At 69.6% G+C, this 17,068-nt stretch carries 19 protein-coding genes and 2 pseudogenes; 13 read left to right on the forward strand and 8 right to left on the reverse strand.

Annotation, left to right across the window (positions count from 1 at the left end):
- Together ACT53O_RS04805 and ACT53O_RS04810 are read right to left on the reverse strand one after the other, a co-directional pair.
- Positions 1 to 640, reverse strand: a pseudogene (locus ACT53O_RS04805) (hypothetical protein); the annotation flags it as partial.
- A gap of 83 nt (positions 641 to 723) precedes the next feature.
- Positions 724 to 1,683, reverse strand: a complete 960-nt coding sequence (locus tag ACT53O_RS04810) for a hypothetical protein (RefSeq protein WP_476151484.1) — start codon at positions 1,681 to 1,683, stop codon at positions 724 to 726.
- Between the two features lie 457 nt (positions 1,684 to 2,140).
- Between ACT53O_RS04810 and dnaB the strand changes: the two genes are divergently transcribed.
- A complete protein-coding gene (gene dnaB / locus ACT53O_RS04815) occupies positions 2,141 to 3,523 on the forward strand; it encodes a replicative DNA helicase (protein ID WP_036288932.1) in 1,383 nt (460 codons plus the stop codon).
- A gap of 83 nt (positions 3,524 to 3,606) precedes the next feature.
- On the opposite strand, the gene ACT53O_RS04820 is transcribed toward dnaB, so the two are convergent.
- Positions 3,607 to 3,915, reverse strand: coding sequence for a hypothetical protein (locus tag ACT53O_RS04820; protein WP_476151485.1), 309 nt, complete (start codon positions 3,913 to 3,915; stop codon positions 3,607 to 3,609).
- A gap of 233 nt (positions 3,916 to 4,148) precedes the next feature.
- Here ACT53O_RS04820 and ACT53O_RS04825 point away from each other — a divergent pair, with 233 nt between their 5' ends.
- Both ACT53O_RS04825 and ACT53O_RS04830 read left to right on the forward strand, forming a co-directional pair.
- Positions 4,149 to 4,832 carry a DsbA family oxidoreductase gene (locus tag ACT53O_RS04825; RefSeq protein ID WP_476151486.1) on the forward strand — a complete coding sequence of 228 codons (684 nt, stop codon included), beginning with the start codon at positions 4,149 to 4,151 and terminating at the stop codon, positions 4,830 to 4,832.
- 149 nt (positions 4,833 to 4,981) lie between these two features.
- The gene (locus tag ACT53O_RS04830; protein WP_036319543.1) at positions 4,982 to 5,662 is read left to right on the forward strand and encodes an SDR family NAD(P)-dependent oxidoreductase; all 681 of its coding nucleotides are present in this window, start codon (positions 4,982 to 4,984) and stop codon (positions 5,660 to 5,662) included.
- 8 nt (positions 5,663 to 5,670) lie between these two features.
- Here ACT53O_RS04830 and ACT53O_RS04835 read toward each other — a convergent pair whose 3' ends face one another.
- A complete protein-coding gene (locus ACT53O_RS04835) occupies positions 5,671 to 6,099 on the reverse strand; it encodes a winged helix-turn-helix transcriptional regulator (protein ID WP_476151534.1) in 429 nt (142 codons plus the stop codon).
- A 113-nt stretch (positions 6,100 to 6,212) separates the two neighbouring features.
- Between ACT53O_RS04835 and ACT53O_RS04840 the strand changes: the two are divergent.
- Both ACT53O_RS04840 and ACT53O_RS04845 read left to right on the forward strand, forming a co-directional pair.
- A pseudogene (locus tag ACT53O_RS04840) lies at positions 6,213 to 6,695 on the forward strand (NAD(P)-dependent oxidoreductase); the annotation flags it as partial.
- 47 nt (positions 6,696 to 6,742) lie between these two features.
- Positions 6,743 to 7,114 carry a DoxX family protein gene (locus ACT53O_RS04845; protein WP_016463883.1) on the forward strand — a complete coding sequence of 124 codons (372 nt, stop codon included), beginning with the start codon at positions 6,743 to 6,745 and terminating at the stop codon, positions 7,112 to 7,114.
- Positions 7,115 to 7,150: 36 nt separating this feature from the next.
- Here ACT53O_RS04845 and ACT53O_RS04850 read toward each other — a convergent pair whose 3' ends face one another.
- Entirely contained in the window at positions 7,151 to 7,552 is a 402-nt protein-coding gene (locus tag ACT53O_RS04850; RefSeq protein WP_112932139.1) for a DoxX family protein, read from the reverse strand.
- Between the two features lie 70 nt (positions 7,553 to 7,622).
- Here ACT53O_RS04850 and ACT53O_RS04855 point away from each other — a divergent pair, with 70 nt between their 5' ends.
- From ACT53O_RS04855 to ACT53O_RS04865, 3 genes are read left to right on the forward strand one after another with little or no spacing between them, the layout of a single operon-like run.
- On the forward strand, positions 7,623 to 8,156 hold the full coding sequence (locus tag ACT53O_RS04855) for a putative immunity protein (RefSeq protein WP_112932138.1): 534 nt from the start codon (positions 7,623 to 7,625) through the stop codon (positions 8,154 to 8,156).
- 33 nt (positions 8,157 to 8,189) lie between these two features.
- Complete coding sequence (locus tag ACT53O_RS04860) at positions 8,190 to 8,702, forward strand: VOC family protein (protein ID WP_476151487.1); 513 nt, start codon at positions 8,190 to 8,192, stop codon at positions 8,700 to 8,702.
- The gene (locus ACT53O_RS04865; protein WP_476151488.1) at positions 8,695 to 9,486 is read left to right on the forward strand and encodes a MerR family transcriptional regulator; all 792 of its coding nucleotides are present in this window, start codon (positions 8,695 to 8,697) and stop codon (positions 9,484 to 9,486) included. The genes ACT53O_RS04860 and ACT53O_RS04865 overlap by 8 nt, the downstream gene beginning before the upstream one ends.
- 24 nt (positions 9,487 to 9,510) lie before the next feature.
- On the opposite strand, the gene ACT53O_RS04870 is transcribed toward ACT53O_RS04865, so the two are convergent.
- Positions 9,511 to 9,975 carry a DUF6326 family protein gene (locus ACT53O_RS04870; RefSeq protein ID WP_294943722.1) on the reverse strand — a complete coding sequence of 155 codons (465 nt, stop codon included), beginning with the start codon at positions 9,973 to 9,975 and terminating at the stop codon, positions 9,511 to 9,513.
- 50 nt (positions 9,976 to 10,025) lie between these two features.
- The gene (locus tag ACT53O_RS04875) at positions 10,026 to 11,048 is read right to left on the reverse strand and encodes an NAD(P)-dependent alcohol dehydrogenase (protein ID WP_476151489.1); all 1,023 of its coding nucleotides are present in this window, start codon (positions 11,046 to 11,048) and stop codon (positions 10,026 to 10,028) included.
- A gap of 105 nt (positions 11,049 to 11,153) precedes the next feature.
- Here ACT53O_RS04875 and ACT53O_RS04880 point away from each other — a divergent pair, with 105 nt between their 5' ends.
- The gene (locus ACT53O_RS04880) at positions 11,154 to 11,825 is read left to right on the forward strand and encodes a TetR/AcrR family transcriptional regulator (RefSeq protein WP_036319550.1); all 672 of its coding nucleotides are present in this window, start codon (positions 11,154 to 11,156) and stop codon (positions 11,823 to 11,825) included.
- 23 nt (positions 11,826 to 11,848) lie between these two features.
- Here the strand turns inward: ACT53O_RS04880 and ACT53O_RS04885 are convergent, their stop codons facing one another.
- Entirely contained in the window at positions 11,849 to 13,105 is a 1,257-nt protein-coding gene (locus tag ACT53O_RS04885) for an FAD-dependent oxidoreductase (protein ID WP_476151490.1), read from the reverse strand.
- Positions 13,106 to 13,257: 152 nt separating this feature from the next.
- Between ACT53O_RS04885 and ACT53O_RS04890 the strand changes: the two genes are divergently transcribed.
- From ACT53O_RS04890 to ACT53O_RS04905, 4 genes are all read left to right on the forward strand, one after another.
- The gene (locus tag ACT53O_RS04890; RefSeq protein WP_476151491.1) at positions 13,258 to 14,130 is read left to right on the forward strand and encodes an NAD-dependent epimerase/dehydratase family protein; all 873 of its coding nucleotides are present in this window, start codon (positions 13,258 to 13,260) and stop codon (positions 14,128 to 14,130) included.
- A 63-nt stretch (positions 14,131 to 14,193) separates the two neighbouring features.
- Positions 14,194 to 14,487, forward strand: a complete 294-nt coding sequence (locus ACT53O_RS04895) for a DUF2277 domain-containing protein (RefSeq protein WP_036291017.1) — start codon at positions 14,194 to 14,196, stop codon at positions 14,485 to 14,487.
- Between the two features lie 208 nt (positions 14,488 to 14,695).
- On the forward strand, positions 14,696 to 15,700 hold the full coding sequence (locus tag ACT53O_RS04900) for a TerC family protein (protein WP_036319554.1): 1,005 nt from the start codon (positions 14,696 to 14,698) through the stop codon (positions 15,698 to 15,700).
- The gene (locus ACT53O_RS04905) at positions 15,700 to 16,989 is read left to right on the forward strand and encodes a hemolysin family protein (protein WP_476151492.1); all 1,290 of its coding nucleotides are present in this window, start codon (positions 15,700 to 15,702) and stop codon (positions 16,987 to 16,989) included. Before ACT53O_RS04900 ends, ACT53O_RS04905 begins: the two co-directional genes overlap by 1 nt.
- Positions 16,990 to 17,068 lie beyond the last annotated feature (79 nt).

Genomic DNA, 17,068 nt, shown 5'->3' on the forward strand with positions numbered 1-17,068 from the left:
CCTGGGTGCCGCCGAGGATGCCGTCCGTGCCGTCGGTGGTGGAGCCGCCCGTCGATCCGTTGCCGGTGCCGGCGGGGGCCGTGGTGGTCGCCTTGGTGCTGTCGGCGTCGCCGAGGACCGAGATGGCGTTGCCGCCCACGGTCACCGGTGCGGCGACGTTCACGACGCCCTGGGTGCCGCCCAGGATGCTGTCGGAGCCGCTCGTGGTGGGTGCGGGAGCCTCCGGTGCCGCCGGCGCCGCTGCGGGTGCCTCAGCGGGCTGCGAGGTCGCGGCATCCGTGCTCTCGGCGTCACCGAGGACGGAGACGGCGTTGCCGCCGAGCGTCACCGGCAGGACGACATCGATGAGGGCCTGGGTGCCCGAGCCGGCGCCGTCGGAACCGCTCGTCGACGCGTCACCGCCGCCGACCGAGATCGACGGGGTCGAGGTCTGCGCGTCGGTGCTGGTGGCGTCGCCGAGCACCGAGATGCCGTTGCCGGCGACCGTGACGGGCACCGCGACGGAGATGAGCCCCTGGGTGCCCGACAGCAGACCGTCGTCACCCGTTGTCTCGGCCGCCTGGGCGACCGTTGCGCCGAAGAGCGTGATGCCTCCGGCCAGGAGCGTGCCCCACAGGGCGCGCTTGAGGTTGGTGTTCATGATGATTTCTCTCCTGAGAGTGTTGGGGGGTATGCGCGCACAGCGCGCGGGATCGTGCCGCTCGGAAGGCGGCCGAACCCCCGTCAGTCAGGGGAGACGTCGGTGGCGAACACCGGCGCGGGGAGGGCAGAGTCGTCCTCCGGTCGGCGTCGCAGCACCCAGGCACGGTGTGCAGCGAACAGACCGAAGGCGAGCACAGCGCCCGCGCCGAACGAGAATCCAGCTCCGCTGGAGAAGAACGAGGTGGCGTCCAGGGTGGGACCGAGAAGTCCCCAGCCGCCGGCCGGAGCGCCGGGCGCTGCCGGGTACGCGACAGCGCCCGCGCCCGGAACGAACGAGGTAACGGCGCTGCCGAGCGAGAGTGCGGCCGCTGTCGTCGTGGTCGCGACGCCATGCATGGTCTGATCCCACGCGGCCGACAGCACGGCCAGAGCGGCCGCGGCGGGGGGAGTTCCCACGGCCGGCGCGGAGGGGTCGGAGGAGGATGCCGGGCCGCCGACAGGGGGGACGACGACGCTCGTGATGGGGGTCACGAGCTCGCCGACGACCGGAAGTGAGCTCACGGCGTCGGTGACGGGGGCCGCGGCATCCACGATGGGCTTCACCGCGCCGGTGACCGGCGCGAGAACGGGTGCGAGGGGGCTGACGATCTCGCCGACCGCCGAGCCGACGGGGGCGACGACCTGGCCGACCGGTGCGAGCGGCTCGAGGACGGGGGCGACGGAGTCGACGATGCCGCCCACCGGCGGAGCGACGCTCTCGACGACGGGGGCGACGGTCTCGGTGACGGGGGAGAGGATCTCTGCGACCGGGTCGAGGACGGGCGTGGTGACCTTCGAGAGCGTGCTGGAAACGCCGCTCACGAGGGAGCCGAGGGGGTTGTCCATGTCGTCGGCGGCGTGGGCCGACGGACCGGAGAAGAGCGAGATGGCGAACCAGGCGAACGCGGCTCCGACGCCTAGCGCGCCCAGCATCGCCCATCGCCGTGTCGACTCGGTGGTCGATCGTCCGCGGCGCAGCGGGGGGACTGCGATTGTTGCCATGTTCACCTCCCACGACGATGTGTCGGGATGCCGGCGCACGCCGACACCCATGGAGTGCCTGGAACAGAGAAGATACGCCGATATATCACTCGTGTCCAGACCCCTGTCGCGAAACTTCCGACGCGCCGGGGCGGACAGCTCGACTTGACAAGGGCGCATTCATCCCCATGGTTGTCCCCAACCCCCACCCACAGCGTCAACCTTCAAGCGGTACTTCAACCACATTGCGCATCCACAGGTTGTGAATCTGGAAAACCCAGGTCAAAGTCGATTTGTCTCGATGAATCTTGAGGTTGCTCGGCGTGTTTCCACAGGTACTGTGCACAGGGTGTCCGGCGTTTCGCGCAGATCATCCACAGAGTTATCCACAGGCCTGTTTGCGACTGTCGGAACCCGTGCCTAACGTGACGTGTGGTCTCGCGGCGGGACCGGTCATCGAGCGTGTGAAGGGGACTGCATGTCGATCGCGGACATCTCCGAGGATCGCTTCGGTGGACCCCTGGAGAGCCGCGGCCCCGAGCGCACGCCGCCGCACGACCTCCTCGCCGAACAGAGCACGCTGGGCGGCATGCTGCTGTCGAGCGACGCCGTCGCCGATGTCATCGAGGCTCTTCGCGGCACCGACTTCTACGTGCCGAAGCACGAGCTGATCTTCGAGGCGATCCTCTCGCTGTACTCGCACGGCGAGCCGACCGACGTCGTCGCCGTGACCGACGAGCTCATCAAGACGGGTGACCTGCAGCGCTCGGGCGGTGCCGACTACCTGCACTCGCTGACTTCGATCGTGCCGACCGCGGCCAACGCCGCCTACTACGCGTCGATCGTGCGCGAACGGGCGCTGCTGCGCCGGCTCGTGGAGGCCGGCACGCGCATCGTGCAGATGGGCTACAACGGCCAGGGCGATGCGCTCGACCTCGTCAACAACGCGCAGGCGGAGATCTACTCGGTCACCGGCGCGGAGCAGGCCGAAGACTACGTGCCGCTGCAGATCGCGGTGGATGCCGCGGTGGAGGAGATCGAGGCGGCGCGCGGGCGCGACGGTCAGATGACCGGCATCCCCACCGGCTTCTCGGGTCTCGACCAGCTGACCAACGGTCTGCACCCCGGCCAGATGATCATCATCGCGGCGCGACCCGCCATGGGTAAGTCGACGCTCGCGCTCGACTTCGCGCGGGCCGCGGCGATCAAGGCGCAGCAGCCGACGATCGTCTTCTCGCTCGAAATGGGTCGCAGCGAGATCGCGATGCGTCTCATGAGCGCTGAGGGCGCCATTCCGCTGCAGAGCATGCGCAAGGGCACGCTCGACTCCCGCGACTGGACGACGATCGCGGCGACCCGTGGGCGTATCAACGACGCGCCGCTGTACATCGACGACAGTCCGAACATGACGCTGGTCGAGATCCGCGCGAAGTGCCGCAAGCTCAAGCAGCGGGTGGGCCTGAAGATGGTGGTCATCGACTACCTGCAGCTGATGACGTCGGGCAAGCGCGTCGAGAGCCGTCAGCAGGAGGTCTCGGAGTTCTCGCGTGCGCTGAAGCTTCTGGCCAAGGAGCTGCAGGTGCCGGTGATCGCGCTGTCGCAGCTGAACCGTGGCCCCGAGCAGCGCGCCGACAAGAAGCCCGCCCTGAGCGACCTGCGTGAGTCGGGCTCGATCGAGCAGGATGCCGACATGGTGGTGCTGCTGCACCGCGAGGCCGCCTACGAGAAGGACAGCCCCCGCGCCGGCGAGGCCGACCTGATCGTCGCCAAGCACCGTAACGGCCCCACCGACACCATTACCGTCGCCTTCCAGGGTCACTTCTCGCGCTTCACGGATATGGCGCCGGGCGACTTCGGGTAGGAGTCGCATTCAGGTTCCACGTGAAGACGTCGGGATCCGTCGCCACGTGAACTGCTCCCGAGGGGTAGTTCGAGCCTCGAGGGTCAGCGACCGAGGCTCGCGTTCATGATGCCTACACCCGCGAACCAGATCGCTACTCCCGACGCCGCGCCGACCGCCGCAACCCACCAGCTGATCTTGCGGCGGACGAGGCGGATGATCGTCCACACCGCCGCGGCGAGGAACACGACGGGAGGCACGCCGAGAGCGATCAGCCAGCCCACCGACATGAGGCCGGTGTTGCACCGGTCACCGAAGCACCCGTCCGACATCATGACGAGAAAAAGCGACATGAACGCGAGCACCGCGAAGCCGAGGAAGCCGGCGACCACGAGGATCACCGAGGAGATCACGTCGGCGATGCGAGCACCCGATGTGGGTGGCCTCACGGGTGCCTGAGCGCCCGGAGCCACAGACGAAGGGAAGTCCGGCGGCGGTGTCGACATGCGGGAAGTATCGCATAGCCAGGGACCACCGCCGCAGGAGCGGGCGGCGACTCTGAGCCCTCACGAAACGCACCTCGAAGTGCCTTTTGTAGGCCTCACCTTACTCACTCACAATGTGGTTACGAATCAGAAGTGAGGTAATGATCATGTCGTCCAAGGAGACCAATGCGGCGGCCCCGATCGTCATCGAGGTGTGGGCGGATCTCAGCTGCCCGTGGTGCTACGTCGGTAAGCATCGACTGCAGCGAGCCATTGATTCCCGCGCGGATGCCGATCGGTTCCAGGTGAAGCTGCGCTCGTTCGAGCTCAACCCGAACGCGCCGCACACACCGGAGACCATCGAGAGCGCCTTCATCCGCTCGCACGGCGGCAACGCGAACGTCGTCCTTCAAGCCGAGCGTCAGATTCAGGCGCTCTCGCAGCGCGAGGGTCTGCCCTTCTCGCTCGACCGGCTCAACGCCAACACCTTCGACTTCCATCGCGTCGTGCACTACGCCGAGGAGGCGGGCAAGGGCCTCGAGTTCTTCTCCCGAGTGCAAGACCGATTCTTCGCCGGAGAGATCAACCCCTTCGATGCCGAGGTGCTCGCACAGGCCGCCCCAGAGGTGGGGCTGTCGGCAGACCGCGTTCGCACGGTGCTGACCAGCGACGAATACGCCGATGCCGTGCGCGCCGACACCCATGAAGGTCAAGCACTCGGCATCCAAGGCGTGCCCTTCACCGTCTTCGACCGCCGCTTCGCCGCGTCGGGCGCCCAGTCCGTCGAGGCATACGGGCAGGTGCTCGACAACCTCGTTACAGACGCCACGGACGGTGTGGCATGAGCACCGACGACACCGCGAAGCCCGTCCTGCTCACCTTCGGCGACCCCGCCGCGGCCGCGTGCGATCCCAACGGTGAAGCGTGCGCCCTGCCCACAGCCACCCGCCCGTAACCCACCGACCCCCACACACTGACGAATCTGAGGAAGACTGTGCCCACCATCGCCATCATCGGAGCCGGCTCCGGCCTGGGACTCGCTATCGCGCGCAGCTTCGGTGCCCAGGGATTCGACGTCGCGCTCATCTCCCGCAACCAGGCGAAGCTCGACAGCCTGGTCGCCCAACTCGCCGCCGACGGGATCACTGCCGCCGGCTTCGCCGCCGACGTGCTCGACCGGCCCACCCTCCGCGCAGCGCTGACCGCCGCAACGGCGCACTTCGGCGGCATCGACGTGCTGGAGTACTCGCCGGCCGACGCGTCGGCAGGTCCCCTGGCTCCCGTCGACATCCGTGAAGCCACCCCGGAGAACGTGCAGCCGCAGATCGAGTACTACCTGTACGGCGCCATGACGGCAGCCGACGTCGTTCTGCCCGAGATGCTCGCGATCGGTGCCGGCACGCTGCTGTTCACCACGGGCGCCGGATCGATGTACCCGGTTGCCCAGTACGGCAACGTCACCGCCGGTGGTGCGGCACTGCGCAACTGGGCGCTCAACCTCGGTCAGGCCCTCGCCGGCAGCGGCGTCCATGTCGCCCATGTCGCCATCGCGCTCATGATCGCCGAGCACGCACCCGCGCCCGGACTCGACTTCCTCCCCGCCGCCGACATCGCCCCCCTGTACTGGGACATGCATCACACTCGCGCGGTGCACGAGCTGGTCGTCAAGAAGTAGAGCGAGCGCTATTGGCCGACGGAAGCGAGAATGGCATGCGCCCCAACGCGGCCGACACCCGTGACCTCGTGATCGCGGCGGTTCGCCGCCACGGTCTCGTGGTGGGCGGCCGCCCAGCCGGCCAGCGCCATGACGGCGTCCAGCAGCGACCGCCCCAGATCTGTCAGCTCGTACTCCACCCGCGGCGGCACCTCGGGGTAGGCCGTGCGGGTGAGCAAGCCGTCACGCTCAAGGGCCTTGAGTGTGACGGTCAGCATCCGCTGCGAGATGCCCGGAATGCTCGCCTGCAGATCCGAATAGCGCAATGGTGCGCCGCCGAGTGTGCTCACCACCAGCACTGTCCACTTGTCGCCGATGCGGTCGAGCACCTCGCGGATGAAGTCGCTCTCGGCCGGCCATGCCCGGCACGGACCGCTGATCGTCCTCGCTGACGCCATCTTTCGCCCCCGCCGCTCCTGATTACCGACTGAAAGATATGTTGCCACACCATCAGTGCGTATGCCCCGAAAGGACTCTTCTGTGACCACCGTCCTCGTTCTCGGCGGCAGAGGGCGCCGATGCGGTCGTGAGTGCGCTCAACAACTCACGCGCGAGCGACAACCCCTGGTCTAAGGCGGTGAGCCCGCCGAGCTTCATGACGGATGCCACCCGCGACACCTTCGCGGTCATGAGAGAGAAGGGCATCCGTCGCATCGCCGTCGCCTCCACCATGGGCGCCGGCGACTCCTGGGCTTCGTGCAACCTGCTGTTCAAAGCGTTGATCAAGAGCTCCGGCATTCGCCACGGCTACAACGACCACCACGGCGTCGACGCCGACGTTCGTGCTTCGGATGCCGAGTGGGTCATGGTCCGCTCCGTCGCACTGTCTGATGCCACCCCTCGCGGGCCGGTGCGCGCCGCTCAGATGGAGCAGGCGAAGCCGGGCTTCACCATCAGCCGCGCCGACGTCGCCCGGTTCCTTCTCGACTCCCTGGAGGACGACACCTGGCTGCGTCAGGCGCCGCTGATCTGGAACGCGCGGGCGCCGCGCTGACCACTGTTCCACCCGTCATCACCACACCACAACCGAAGGAATCACTCATGTCGATCGCCTACTGGATCATTGCCGGTCTGCTCGCCCTGGCCTACCTCACCGCCGGGGGTATGAAGGCCTTCCGCTCTCCCGATGCCCTTGTCGCCGGGGGCATCGCCTGGGCGAAGGACGTATCGCTGCCGCTCGTCCGCGTCATCGGTGTGGTCGAGGTGCTGGGAGCGCTCGGTCTGATCCTGCCGCCGCTCACGGGCATCGCTCCGGTGCTGGGGCCCGTCGCCGCCATCGGGCTCGCGCTCGTGCAGCTGGGCGCCGTGATCTTCCACCTGCGTCGAGGCGAAGCCCGGGTGGTGCCGATGAATCTGGTTCTGCTGCTGCTGGCCGTCGCAGTCGCGATCCTCGGATTCCTCGTCTGGGTCTGACCGCGCATCGCGTCGGCGCCGCGACGAAGACCAGGATCAGCGTGAGGCCCGCAGCGCCCGCCGGATCAACGTCACCTGAAGCGGCAGCCGCACCAGCGACACGGCGAACGCCGCCCACGCCTTCGGGGAGCGGCGGCGCGCTGCCCGGCGGCCGAGGTCGATGCTCATCTGCATGTTCGCGGGCCAGACGCCGGCCAGCACCACCGCGCTCGCTCGCCCCGCGGCGGCCCGAGTCGAAGGCACGACCAACCCCACCGCGCATGCCAGCTCCGCGATGCCCGACACGACCACGAGCGGCCGATCCCATCGGCGCAGCGCCCGCGGGATGATCGGCGTGAACACGCCGGGTCGCACGAGGTGGATGACGCCCGACACCGCGAACGGCACCATCACGATCCAGGGAACGGTGGCGGCGGGCTTCTTCGCGCGACGTGTCATCACGCCATTCTCCCCGCCCCGCCGCCGCCCGGGGCCGCCGCGCGAACAGCCCCGGTGACAGCATGGGCAGATGCTCTCCCCGCAAACCCTGAGCGAGCCCGACCGGCGCCTCGTCGCCGCGTGGGCGGCCGACTGCGCCGAACGGGTGCTCCCTCTCTTCGAGAGCGAGGCTCCCGACGACGATCGCCCGCGTGACGCCATCGCGCGGGCCCGCGCCTACGCCCGCGGTGAGCTCGACTCGGCGGGCGAGATCCGCCGCCGGTTCGTTGCGGGCCGCGCCGCCGCCTCGGTCACCTCGCCCGCCGCGATCGCGGCGGCCCGGTCGGCGGCGCAGGCGTCGGGCGTCGCGCACATGGGTGCGCACGCCCTGGGCGCCGCCGCCTACGCCGTGAAAGCCGTCGGCATCGACCGGCCCGACGAGGCGGATGCCGAGATCGAGTGGCAACTGCAGCGCATGACACCGGCGGTCCGCGCCGCCCTCCGTCAGCTTCCACCGGTCGGCGAGGATGCCGCGGGTCCGTTCGTCGCCGGCGGATTGCTGGCCCGCGGCATCCTGGGATCGACCATCCGAACATTGCAGAATCGGATCGCATCCCGGGCTTGACCCTCACGCGACGTCAGGCTCGATCGTGGTCTCATGACCGACCTTCCCCACGCTTTCGACATCAGCCCCGTCCCTGCCCCGGGACCCGACGCCGTCGCCCCGCCTCTGTTCCGCGGCATCTACGGCATGCCCATGTTCGTGACGATCCCGACGGCCGATCTCGCGGCATCCATCGACTTCTGGACCCGCGGCCTCGGCTTCTTCGAGCTGTTCGGCATCCCGGGGCAGATGACGCACCTGCGCCGGTGGGCGTTCCAGGACGTCCTGCTCGTCGCGGGCGCGCCGGACGACACCGCCCCGGCTGCGAGCGTGAGCTTCGCCTGCGTGCTCGACCAGCTCGATCCGATCGCCGAGGCCCTGCGCGCCCTCGGCGTCGACGCCCACCCGCGCGACACGATGTGGAACACCCGCGACATCGAGGTCATCACCCCCGAGAACACCCGCGTGATCTTCACGGCGGGCAAGGTGTTCGACCCCGACAGCGTCGAGGGCCGCACCCTCCGCGCGGTCGGCATCGGCACCGACGACAATGAGTCCCATGTCTGACGACGGACTGCCGGTGGGCGAGACGGCTGCGCGCCTGGGCCTGACCGTGCGGACGCTCCACCACTGGGACGAGATCGGCCTCGCGAGCCCTGCAGCGAGATCGCGGGCCGGCTACCGGCTCTACACGGATGCCGACCTCGAACGCCTCCGGCGCATCGTCGTGTACCGCGAGCTCGGGCTCGACCTCGACGCGATCCGGGCCATTCTCGATGAGCCGGGGGGCGATGTCGCCGACCAGTTGCGGGTGCAGCGCGCCCAGCTCGCGCAGCGGATCGCCCAGCTCAACGACCTCGACGAGGACCTCGCGCGCATGATCGAGGCGCAGGAGCGCGGCATCCTGCTCTCCGAGGACGAACAGCGCGACATCTTCGGCCCCGACTGGAATACCGAGTGGCCCGCGCAGGCGCGCGAGGCCTACGGACAATCGGCGCAGTGGCAGCAGTACGCGGAGCGTACGGCGTCGCGCTCGGCCGGCGACTGGGCGGCGGTGACCGAGGCGATGACCGCGTTCGAGCTCGAGATGGGCGCCGCGGTCGACGGCGGAGCGACACCCGGGGATGCCGTGGCGAACGGTCTCGTCGAGCGACACCGCACCCTGCTCTCGCAGTTCTTCCCGATCACGCGGCAGATGCAGGTGTGCCTCGGGCGGATCTACGTCGCCGACCCGCGGTTCTCGGCGCACTACGACGCGGTGCGGCCGGGCCTGGCCCGTTGGCTGAGCCGGGCGATCGATGAGAGCGCGCGCGCCGCGGGCATCGACCCCGACACCGCCACGTGGGAGTGAGGGACGTGCCTGCGGCATCCGGCGTCACCTCTCCGCGCCGAGCTCACCCGGCTCGCGGCGAGGGACCGAGACCCACGCGCGCCGCACGATGAACCCCAGCAGTGCGAGTTCGACCCCGATCGACAGTACGTAGAACGGCAGCCACTCGGGGGTCGATCCGGCGATGTTGAACACCGAGTACGGCACATACAGCGAGGCCACGACGACGTTCACGATGCGGTTCGCCCGCGGTGGCAGGGTCACCGACAGCACGATCATCACCGCCGGGATCATGACCGAGGCGAGCATCGCCGTCAGCAGGGGCGGGCTCACTTCGAACCGCCACACCATCCCCTCGAGGATGCCGGCGACCACATGCGGCTTGTAGAAGTTGAAGACGTCGACGTAGACGTAGAGGAACATGAAGCTCGCCCACGCGGCGGCGAGCTTCACCGGGACGGGAACTGGTGCGATCTCGAGCGGGGTGCGGATCTTGAGCGTGGTCGACATGGTCTCTCCTTGTGTGTGGTGGTGCGGTGCGTGGGTGAGCTGATGCCGCGTCACGGGGTGACGACGACCTTGCCGCGGGTGTGCCCGGTCGCGACCTGCCGGAGGGCATCGGCGGCATCCGCGAGGGCATAGCGGCGATCGACCAACGGCGTGATCTCGCCGCTCGCGAGCATCTCGGCGAGCACGAGCAGGTCGCCGCGCCGACCGAGAGAGGTGAACGGTCGCAGCCGTTGGCGCGTGAAGGCGGACAGCAGGCGCGCTCGTACGATCCGGCCAAGCGGTCCGATCCAGGCACCGCCGCGGCCGCTGTTCGGAATGAGGGTGCCGCGCGGAGTGAGGATGCGGCGCATCGCGGCGAGGGGCTGCGCTTCTACGCTGTCGAGGATCACGTCGAAGCGCGTGCTCCCGCGAGTCACGTCGGTCGTCTCGTAGTCGATGACGTGATCGGCGCCCAGCTGACGGACGAACTCGACGTTGCGTCCGCTGCACACACCGGCGACCTCGCCGCCGAGTGCCTTCGCGATCTGCACCGCGAACGAGCCGACCCCGCCGGAGGCGCCGGTGATCAGCACCGTCTGCCCGGACTGCAGCTGCGCCACGTCGCGCAGGGCCTGCAGCGCCGTCATGCCCGACGTGGGAACGGCGGCTGCGACGTCGACCGGGACACCCGCGGGAATCGGCGCGAGGTGGTCGTCACGTACGGTGGCGAACTCTGCCAGCGCCCCCGCGGTCGTCCAGCCGAAGACGCGGTCCCCCACGCGCACCGAGGTCACATCGGCGCCGACCGCGCGGACGACACCGGCCAGATCCATGCCTGGCGTGCGACGGCGGGGTCTGCGCAGGCCGAACGCCAGCCGCACCAGGCGCGGCCGTCCCGTCATGACGAAGGAGTCGCCGGGATGCACGGAGGCCGCGCCGACCTCGACGAGAACCTCGCGACGGCCAGCCGTCGGAAGCGCGACCGTCGCCAGTCGCAGCACGTCTGGCGGCCCGTAGCGCTCGTGCACGAGGGCGCGCATGCGTGGTGGTGTGGGTGTCGCCGCAGCTGCGTGCGGCAGGGCTGTCGTGGCCACGGGATCTCCTGAGCTCTGGCTTCGTACACTGTACGTCGTACACCGTACTATCGACCGTACGCTGTACGATTGTCAAGTCCTTCGACCCGATGAGGAGACCGATCGATGCCGCAGCGACGCACGCCGACACCGGACGGCACGGGCCTCAGCGCCGAGCGCGTGGTGGCCGAGGCGCTGCGTATCGCCGACCGCGACGGAGTGGAGCGGCTGAGCATGCGCGGTCTCGCTGCTGCGCTCGACGCCGGTGCGATGTCGCTGTACCACTACGTCGCGAACAAGGAGGAGCTGCTCGACGCGATGATCGACGTCGTGTTCGACGAGATCGAGTTGCCCTCTCTCGATGCCCCGTGGACGGTCGCGATGCGTGCCGAAGCGGTGTCGGCTCGGGAGGTGCTCGCGCGGCATCCGTGGGCGATCAGCCTGATGGAGTCGCGCACGTCACCCGGACCGGCGAATCTGCGGCATCGCGAGGCCGTGACCGCGTGCCTGCGGCGAGCCGGCTTCTCGATCGAGATGGCGACGCACGCGAACTGGCTGCTGAACAGTCATGTCTACGGCTACGCGCTGCAAGAGGCGAACCTGCCGTTCGCAACGGCCGAGGAGATGGCCGACATGACCGAGGGCGTCTACCTGCCGCAGGTCCCGGCCGATCGATATCCGTACCTACACGAGTCTGGAGCGCATCTCATGGGGAGCGGCTACGACCCGTCCCAGGAGTTCCTCTTCGGTCTCGACCTCGTGCTCGACGCTCTCGAAGTCCTCAGGTCGCGGGGCTGACCGCAGCGGCTCCGCCTCGCCCATCACACGCCCGCGTCCACGAGCACCGCGCGAGCAGCGCGCTCGCCGGATGCGAGAGCGCCCTGGATCGACGCCGCATGTCGGTGGTCGCCGGCGAGGTACATCCGGTCGGTGACGCGCGGCGGGCGAGGCGCACGCAGCGGTGCCGGCTGTGCGGGCAGCGCATCCGGAATGTCGTCGCGACGCAGCAACTGCCAGTCGGTGACCCCGGCATCCCAGAGCTCGGTGAGGTGGCGGCGCACCTCGTCCTCGCCTGCTGGCGCACCACCGCGCGGCAGCAGGCACGTCGCCTCGATGAGATGACGCCCCACGGGTGCATACGACGGCACGGTGTGCGACATGACCGCCGTGTTCACGACCGGCCCGCGGACGCCGATCCCGCGCCCGTCCACACGCAGCAGAGCGGATGCCGAGGGTGCTGCCGGTGCCGCGAACCACCACGTCTGCAGCCCGTTCGTCGCGGGTCGCGGCACCGGCGCCAACTCCGCCACCGACTCCGCGCCGACGGCCACCACGACCCGCCCGGCGCGGAGGGCCTCGCCACCGGCGACGCCGACCTCGACGATCGGGCCGTCCCTGTCGACGCGCTCCGCTCGGGCCCCGAGCCGGATCTCCGCTCCCGCAGCACGCGCCCGCGCCGCCAGCTGCGCCGGCACCGCCGCGATCCCCTGCGCGGGAAGCCCCGGCCGCCCCAGCGCGAAGTACCGCACCAACTCCTGGACGAACGCGTTCGAGCTGCCCTCACGGTCCTCGGCGACGACACCGGTGAGGAACGGATCGAGCACGGCGGTGCGCAGGGGGCCGCGCAGGCCCGCGGAGTCCCACCCCTCGCGCAGCGCGCGATCGCTTCGCGCCCGTGCCGACAGCCGCCGCGTGAACGCCGGCGTCAGCCAGCGTGAGAACGCCACGGCATCCGCAGCGCTCACCAGCCCGCTGCCGATCGTTCGGGGGATCGACAGCGGTGAGCGCAGCGGATGCCGCAGCTCAGCGAGGCCGCGATCGGTGCGCACCTGCACGCCGACGGGAAACGACCGCAGCGCCAGAGCGTCGAGATCGATGCTGCGACGCAGCGCCGGATACGCCGGGTTGAGCACCTGAAAGCCCCGATCGAGTCGGAACCCGTCGACGAGGTCGGTGCGCTGACGGCCGCCGACCTCGTCTCCCGCGTCGAGCACGATGACCTCGAGCCTGCGCTCGGCCAGCACTACCGCGCACCGCAGCCCCGCGAGGCCTGCTCCGATCACCACGACGTCATGCATCGCCGCTCCGCCTCTCGTCGTCGGACGCGTCCGGGGTCCCCGCCGCACCGTCGCATGCCGCCAGCTTAGGCATGCCGCGGCATCCGATCTCGGGGTTGACGAGCGCGCCGAATCCGACCCTCGCTCCCTGTCGTCGTGCCTACGATGACGGAATGAAGATCCTCCTCACCGGTGCCACCGGCTACATCGGCTCGTCCGTCCTCGACGTTCTGCGCGCTCATGGTCACGACGTCGTTGCGCCGGTGCGCAGCGCAGACGCCGCGCAGAAGGCCACCGCGGCCGGAGCGACTGCGGTGGTCGGCGACGTCACCGACGCCGACTGGTTCACTCCGCTGCTGGAGGGCGTGGATGCTGCGATCCACACCGCCGCACCGGGTGACGGCACGGCCCCCCAGTTCGACAGCGCCGTCGCCGATGCCGTCATCGCCGCGTTCGGCGGCACCGGCAAGCCTTACATCCACACGGGCGGTCTCTGGATCCATGGCCCGTCGGACGACCTCACCGAGCAGACCCCGTTCCACCCACCCGCGATCGTCGCCTGGCGTGAGGAGGTGGAGTCCCGCCTCGCCGCCGCAGAGCTCGCCCTCACGATCGTCGAGCCCGGCATCGTGCACGGCCACGGCGCAGGAATCCCCGCCATGCTGGCCTCCGCGCCCCGTGACGGCGAGGGCCGCCTCACCGTCATCGGCGACGGCACCCAGCACTGGGCGACCGTGCACGTCGACGACCTCGCCGAACTGTACGTGCGGGTGATCGAGCGCTCCGCGCCGGTCGGACGCGTGCTGGGTCTCAGCGGCCACAACGCGACGGTCATCGAGCTCGGCGAAGCGCTCGCCGACGGTCCGGTCGCTGCGGAGGGCGTCGAGGCCTCACGCGCACGCCTGGGCGCCCCCTTCGCCGATGCGCTCATGCTCGACCAGCAGGGACGCGGCGAGAAGGCGCGCTCCCTCGGCTGGACACCCGCCCGCCCGTCTCTGCTCGAGGAGATCCGCGCCGGCGCCTACGGCTCGGCCGCGCAGGGCTGATCGGGTCGCCCGCGCGCGGCGTCACCCCTGTCGCTGCCGTGCGTCGCGGTCTACGCTCGCCGCATGTGCCGAAACATCCGGGTGCTCCACAACTTCGAACCGCCCACCACCGATGACGAGGTGCGCGAAGCGGCTCTGCAGTTCGTCCGCAAAGTGAGTGGATCGACGCATCCTTCGCGCGCCAACGCCGAGGCGTTCGACGCGGCCATCGACGAGATCGCCGCCGCCACGCGTCGCCTGCTCGACGCGCTCGTGACGACCGCACCGCCGAAGAACCGCGAGGCCGAGGCGGTCAAGGGACGCGCCCGCCACGAGAAGCGGATGGAGCGCGAGGTGCGCATCCGCACGGCATCCTGATCGCCGGCGCCGGTCGGATGCCGCGGCATCCGGCGACTTCCCAGCTTCGCGTCACTTCGCTGCCCTACTGTGTCAGCAGTCCAGGGGGAGTACTCCGATACGGACGGCTCGTCATTACGGTCGCGTCGCGGCCCGGGCCGACCGGTCCCGCAAGGGATGGGGGAGACTCTGGCGTCGACCACGTCACGCCATTCTTCGGGAGCCTCCTGTGAACATCACCCCCCTCGTGTGGATCATCACGATCGCCGTCACGATCGCCTTCTTCGTGTGGGAGTTCTTCGCGCACGTGCGCAAGCCGCACGAGCCGACTGTCGGCGAGTCCGCGCGCTGGTCGGCCTTCTACATCGGTCTCGCGCTTCTGTTCGGTGTCGGCGTGGGCGTCTTCTCGGGGTGGGGGTACGGCGGCGAGTACTTCGCCGGGTACCTCACCGAGAAGGCCCTGTCGATCGACAACCTGTTCGTGTTCCTCATCGTCATGACCGGGTTCGCAGTGCCGAAGATGTACCAGCAGAAAGTGCTGATGATCGGCATCGTCATCGCCCTCATCATGCGCGGCGCCTTCATCGCCGTCGGGGCGGCGCTGATCGAGAACTTCTCGTGGGTGTTCTACCTCTTCGGCGCGCTGCTGCTGTTCCTCGCGTATCGGCAGGCCTTCGCGCACGGTGAGTCCAACCCCGCCGACGGCCGCTTCATGCGCCTCGTACGTCGTGTGCTCCCGGTCAGCGACGAGTACGACGGCGACCGGCTCACGGTGAAGAAGGACGGCCGCCGGTTCGTCACCCCCATGCTGCTCGTCATCGTCGCGATCGGGTTCATCGACCTCGTGTTCGCGGTCGACTCGATCCCCGCGATCTACGGGCTCACGCAGGAGGCGTACCTCGTCTTCACCGCGAACGCCTTCGCGCTCATGGGCCTTCGCCAGCTCTACTTCCTCATCGGCGGTCTGCTGGAGCGCCTGGTGTACCTCGCCCAGGGTCTCGCGGTGATCCTCGCGTTCATCGGCGTGAAGCTGCTCATCCACGCGCTCCACAAGAACGAGCTCCCGTTCATCAACGGCGGCGAGCACGTGACGTTCATCCCGGAGATCCCGATCTGGCTGTCGCTGCTGTTCATCGCTGCCACCGTCGCCGTCGCCACGATCGCGAGCCTGCTGAAGACGCGGAAGGATGCCCGGGGCGACGCCCTGCCCGCCGCGCGTGAGGATGCCCGCTGATGGGCGATCTCGCCTGGAACATCGCTCTCGTCTTCGTCTTCGTGCTCGTCGGGGGTGTCTTCGCCGCCACCGAGATGGCCCTCGTGACCCTGCGCGAGAGCCAGATCGACGCCATCGCCGCCCGCGGCGCGCGAGGGCAGAAGGTGGCCGGCCTTGCCCGCAACCCCAACACGTTCCTGTCGGCCGTGCAGATCGGGGTGACCGTCGCCGGCTTCGCCTCGGCGGCCTACGGCGCGACCTCGATCGCCCCGGCCGTGGCGCCCCTGCTCGAGCGGGTGGGCGCCGCACCACAGCTGGCGATGACGCTGGCGACCGTCGCGTTGACGCTGGTGATCGCGTACCTGTCGCTCGTGCTGGGCGAGCTCGTGCCCAAACGCCTCGCCATTCAGCGCAACGCGCAGTTCGCCTACGCCGTCGCCCCGGTGCTCGACGGGTTCGCGGTCGTCATGCGACCGGTGATCTGGCTGCTGTCGGTGTCGACCAACGCGCTGGTGCGCCTGCTCGGCGGTGACCCGCACAAGACGGCCGACGAGCTCAGCGAGGACGAGATCCGCGACATCGTCGCGACCCACCAGGGTCTGCCCGACGATCAGCGGCGCATGCTCGACGATGTGCTCTCGCTGCGCGGGCGGCAGATCAGCGAGGTGATGCGCCCGCGTCCCGACGTCGTCGTCCTCGACGCCACCGCGACCGTCGCCGCGGCGGTCGCCCAGGTGCGCGAGCTGCCGCACTCGCGCTATCCGGTCGTCGATCAGTCCATCGACGACATCTCGGGCTTCGTCCACGTGCGCGACCTCTTCGACATCGCGTCGCGGGATGCCGAGGCCCCTGTCAGTCGGGTCATGCGTCCGATCCCGTACCTCCCCGCGACGGCCGGGGTGCTGGCCACCCTCACGCGCATGCGCGCCGACGGCGATCACATCGCCGTCGTCATCGACGAGTACGGCGGGACGGACGGCATCGTCACTCTCGAGGACCTCGTCGAAGAGGTCGTCGGCGAGATCTTCGACGAGTACGACACCGTCGCCGACGCGCACGCGGGTGTCTTCGACGGGCGCCTCAACCGCGCGGATTTCGAGGAGGCGACCGGCGTACAGCTGCCGCCCGGCTCGTCGGACACCATCGCCGGGTTCGTCATCGAACAGCTCGGGCGTCTTGCCGTTGTCGGCGACACCGTCGAGCTGCCCGATGCTGCGATCCACGTGGTCGCGATGGACCGCCGCCGCGTGGCGGGCGTGCGCGTGGTCGCGCGGGCGGCGCAGAGCGAGGGCGCCGGCACCGCCGGGTGAGTTCGGGCCGCGGGGCGACGCTGTGCGCCGCCCCGCCCCGCAGCACGGGCCTCTGGGGAAGGCGGCGTCTGCGGGTGAC

It is taken from the genome of Microbacterium sp. DMC48, from assembly GCF_056313825.1.

Excerpts from the sequence above, each read along its gene's own strand:
- ACT53O_RS04810 (WP_476151484.1), bottom strand. The coding sequence starts at position 1,683 with ATGGCAACAATCGCAGTCCCCCCGCTGCGCCGCGGACGATCGACCACC.
- dnaB (WP_036288932.1), top strand. The coding sequence starts at position 2,141 with ATGTCGATCGCGGACATCTCCGAGGATCGCTTCGGTGGACCCCTGGAG.
- ACT53O_RS04825 (WP_476151486.1), top strand. The coding sequence starts at position 4,149 with ATGATCATGTCGTCCAAGGAGACCAATGCGGCGGCCCCGATCGTCATC.
- ACT53O_RS04835 (WP_476151534.1), bottom strand. The coding sequence starts at position 6,099 with ATGGCGTCAGCGAGGACGATCAGCGGTCCGTGCCGGGCATGGCCGGCC.
- ACT53O_RS04845 (WP_016463883.1), top strand. The coding sequence starts at position 6,743 with ATGTCGATCGCCTACTGGATCATTGCCGGTCTGCTCGCCCTGGCCTAC.
- ACT53O_RS04850 (WP_112932139.1), bottom strand. The coding sequence starts at position 7,552 with ATGACACGTCGCGCGAAGAAGCCCGCCGCCACCGTTCCCTGGATCGTG.
- ACT53O_RS04855 (WP_112932138.1), top strand. The coding sequence starts at position 7,623 with ATGCTCTCCCCGCAAACCCTGAGCGAGCCCGACCGGCGCCTCGTCGCC.
- ACT53O_RS04860 (WP_476151487.1), top strand. The coding sequence starts at position 8,190 with ATGACCGACCTTCCCCACGCTTTCGACATCAGCCCCGTCCCTGCCCCG.
- ACT53O_RS04865 (WP_476151488.1), top strand. The coding sequence starts at position 8,695 with ATGTCTGACGACGGACTGCCGGTGGGCGAGACGGCTGCGCGCCTGGGC.
- ACT53O_RS04870 (WP_294943722.1), bottom strand. The coding sequence starts at position 9,975 with ATGTCGACCACGCTCAAGATCCGCACCCCGCTCGAGATCGCACCAGTT.
- ACT53O_RS04880 (WP_036319550.1), top strand. The coding sequence starts at position 11,154 with ATGCCGCAGCGACGCACGCCGACACCGGACGGCACGGGCCTCAGCGCC.
- ACT53O_RS04885 (WP_476151490.1), bottom strand. The coding sequence starts at position 13,105 with ATGCATGACGTCGTGGTGATCGGAGCAGGCCTCGCGGGGCTGCGGTGC.
- ACT53O_RS04890 (WP_476151491.1), top strand. The coding sequence starts at position 13,258 with ATGAAGATCCTCCTCACCGGTGCCACCGGCTACATCGGCTCGTCCGTC.
- ACT53O_RS04895 (WP_036291017.1), top strand. The coding sequence starts at position 14,194 with ATGTGCCGAAACATCCGGGTGCTCCACAACTTCGAACCGCCCACCACC.
- ACT53O_RS04905 (WP_476151492.1), top strand. The coding sequence starts at position 15,700 with ATGGGCGATCTCGCCTGGAACATCGCTCTCGTCTTCGTCTTCGTGCTC.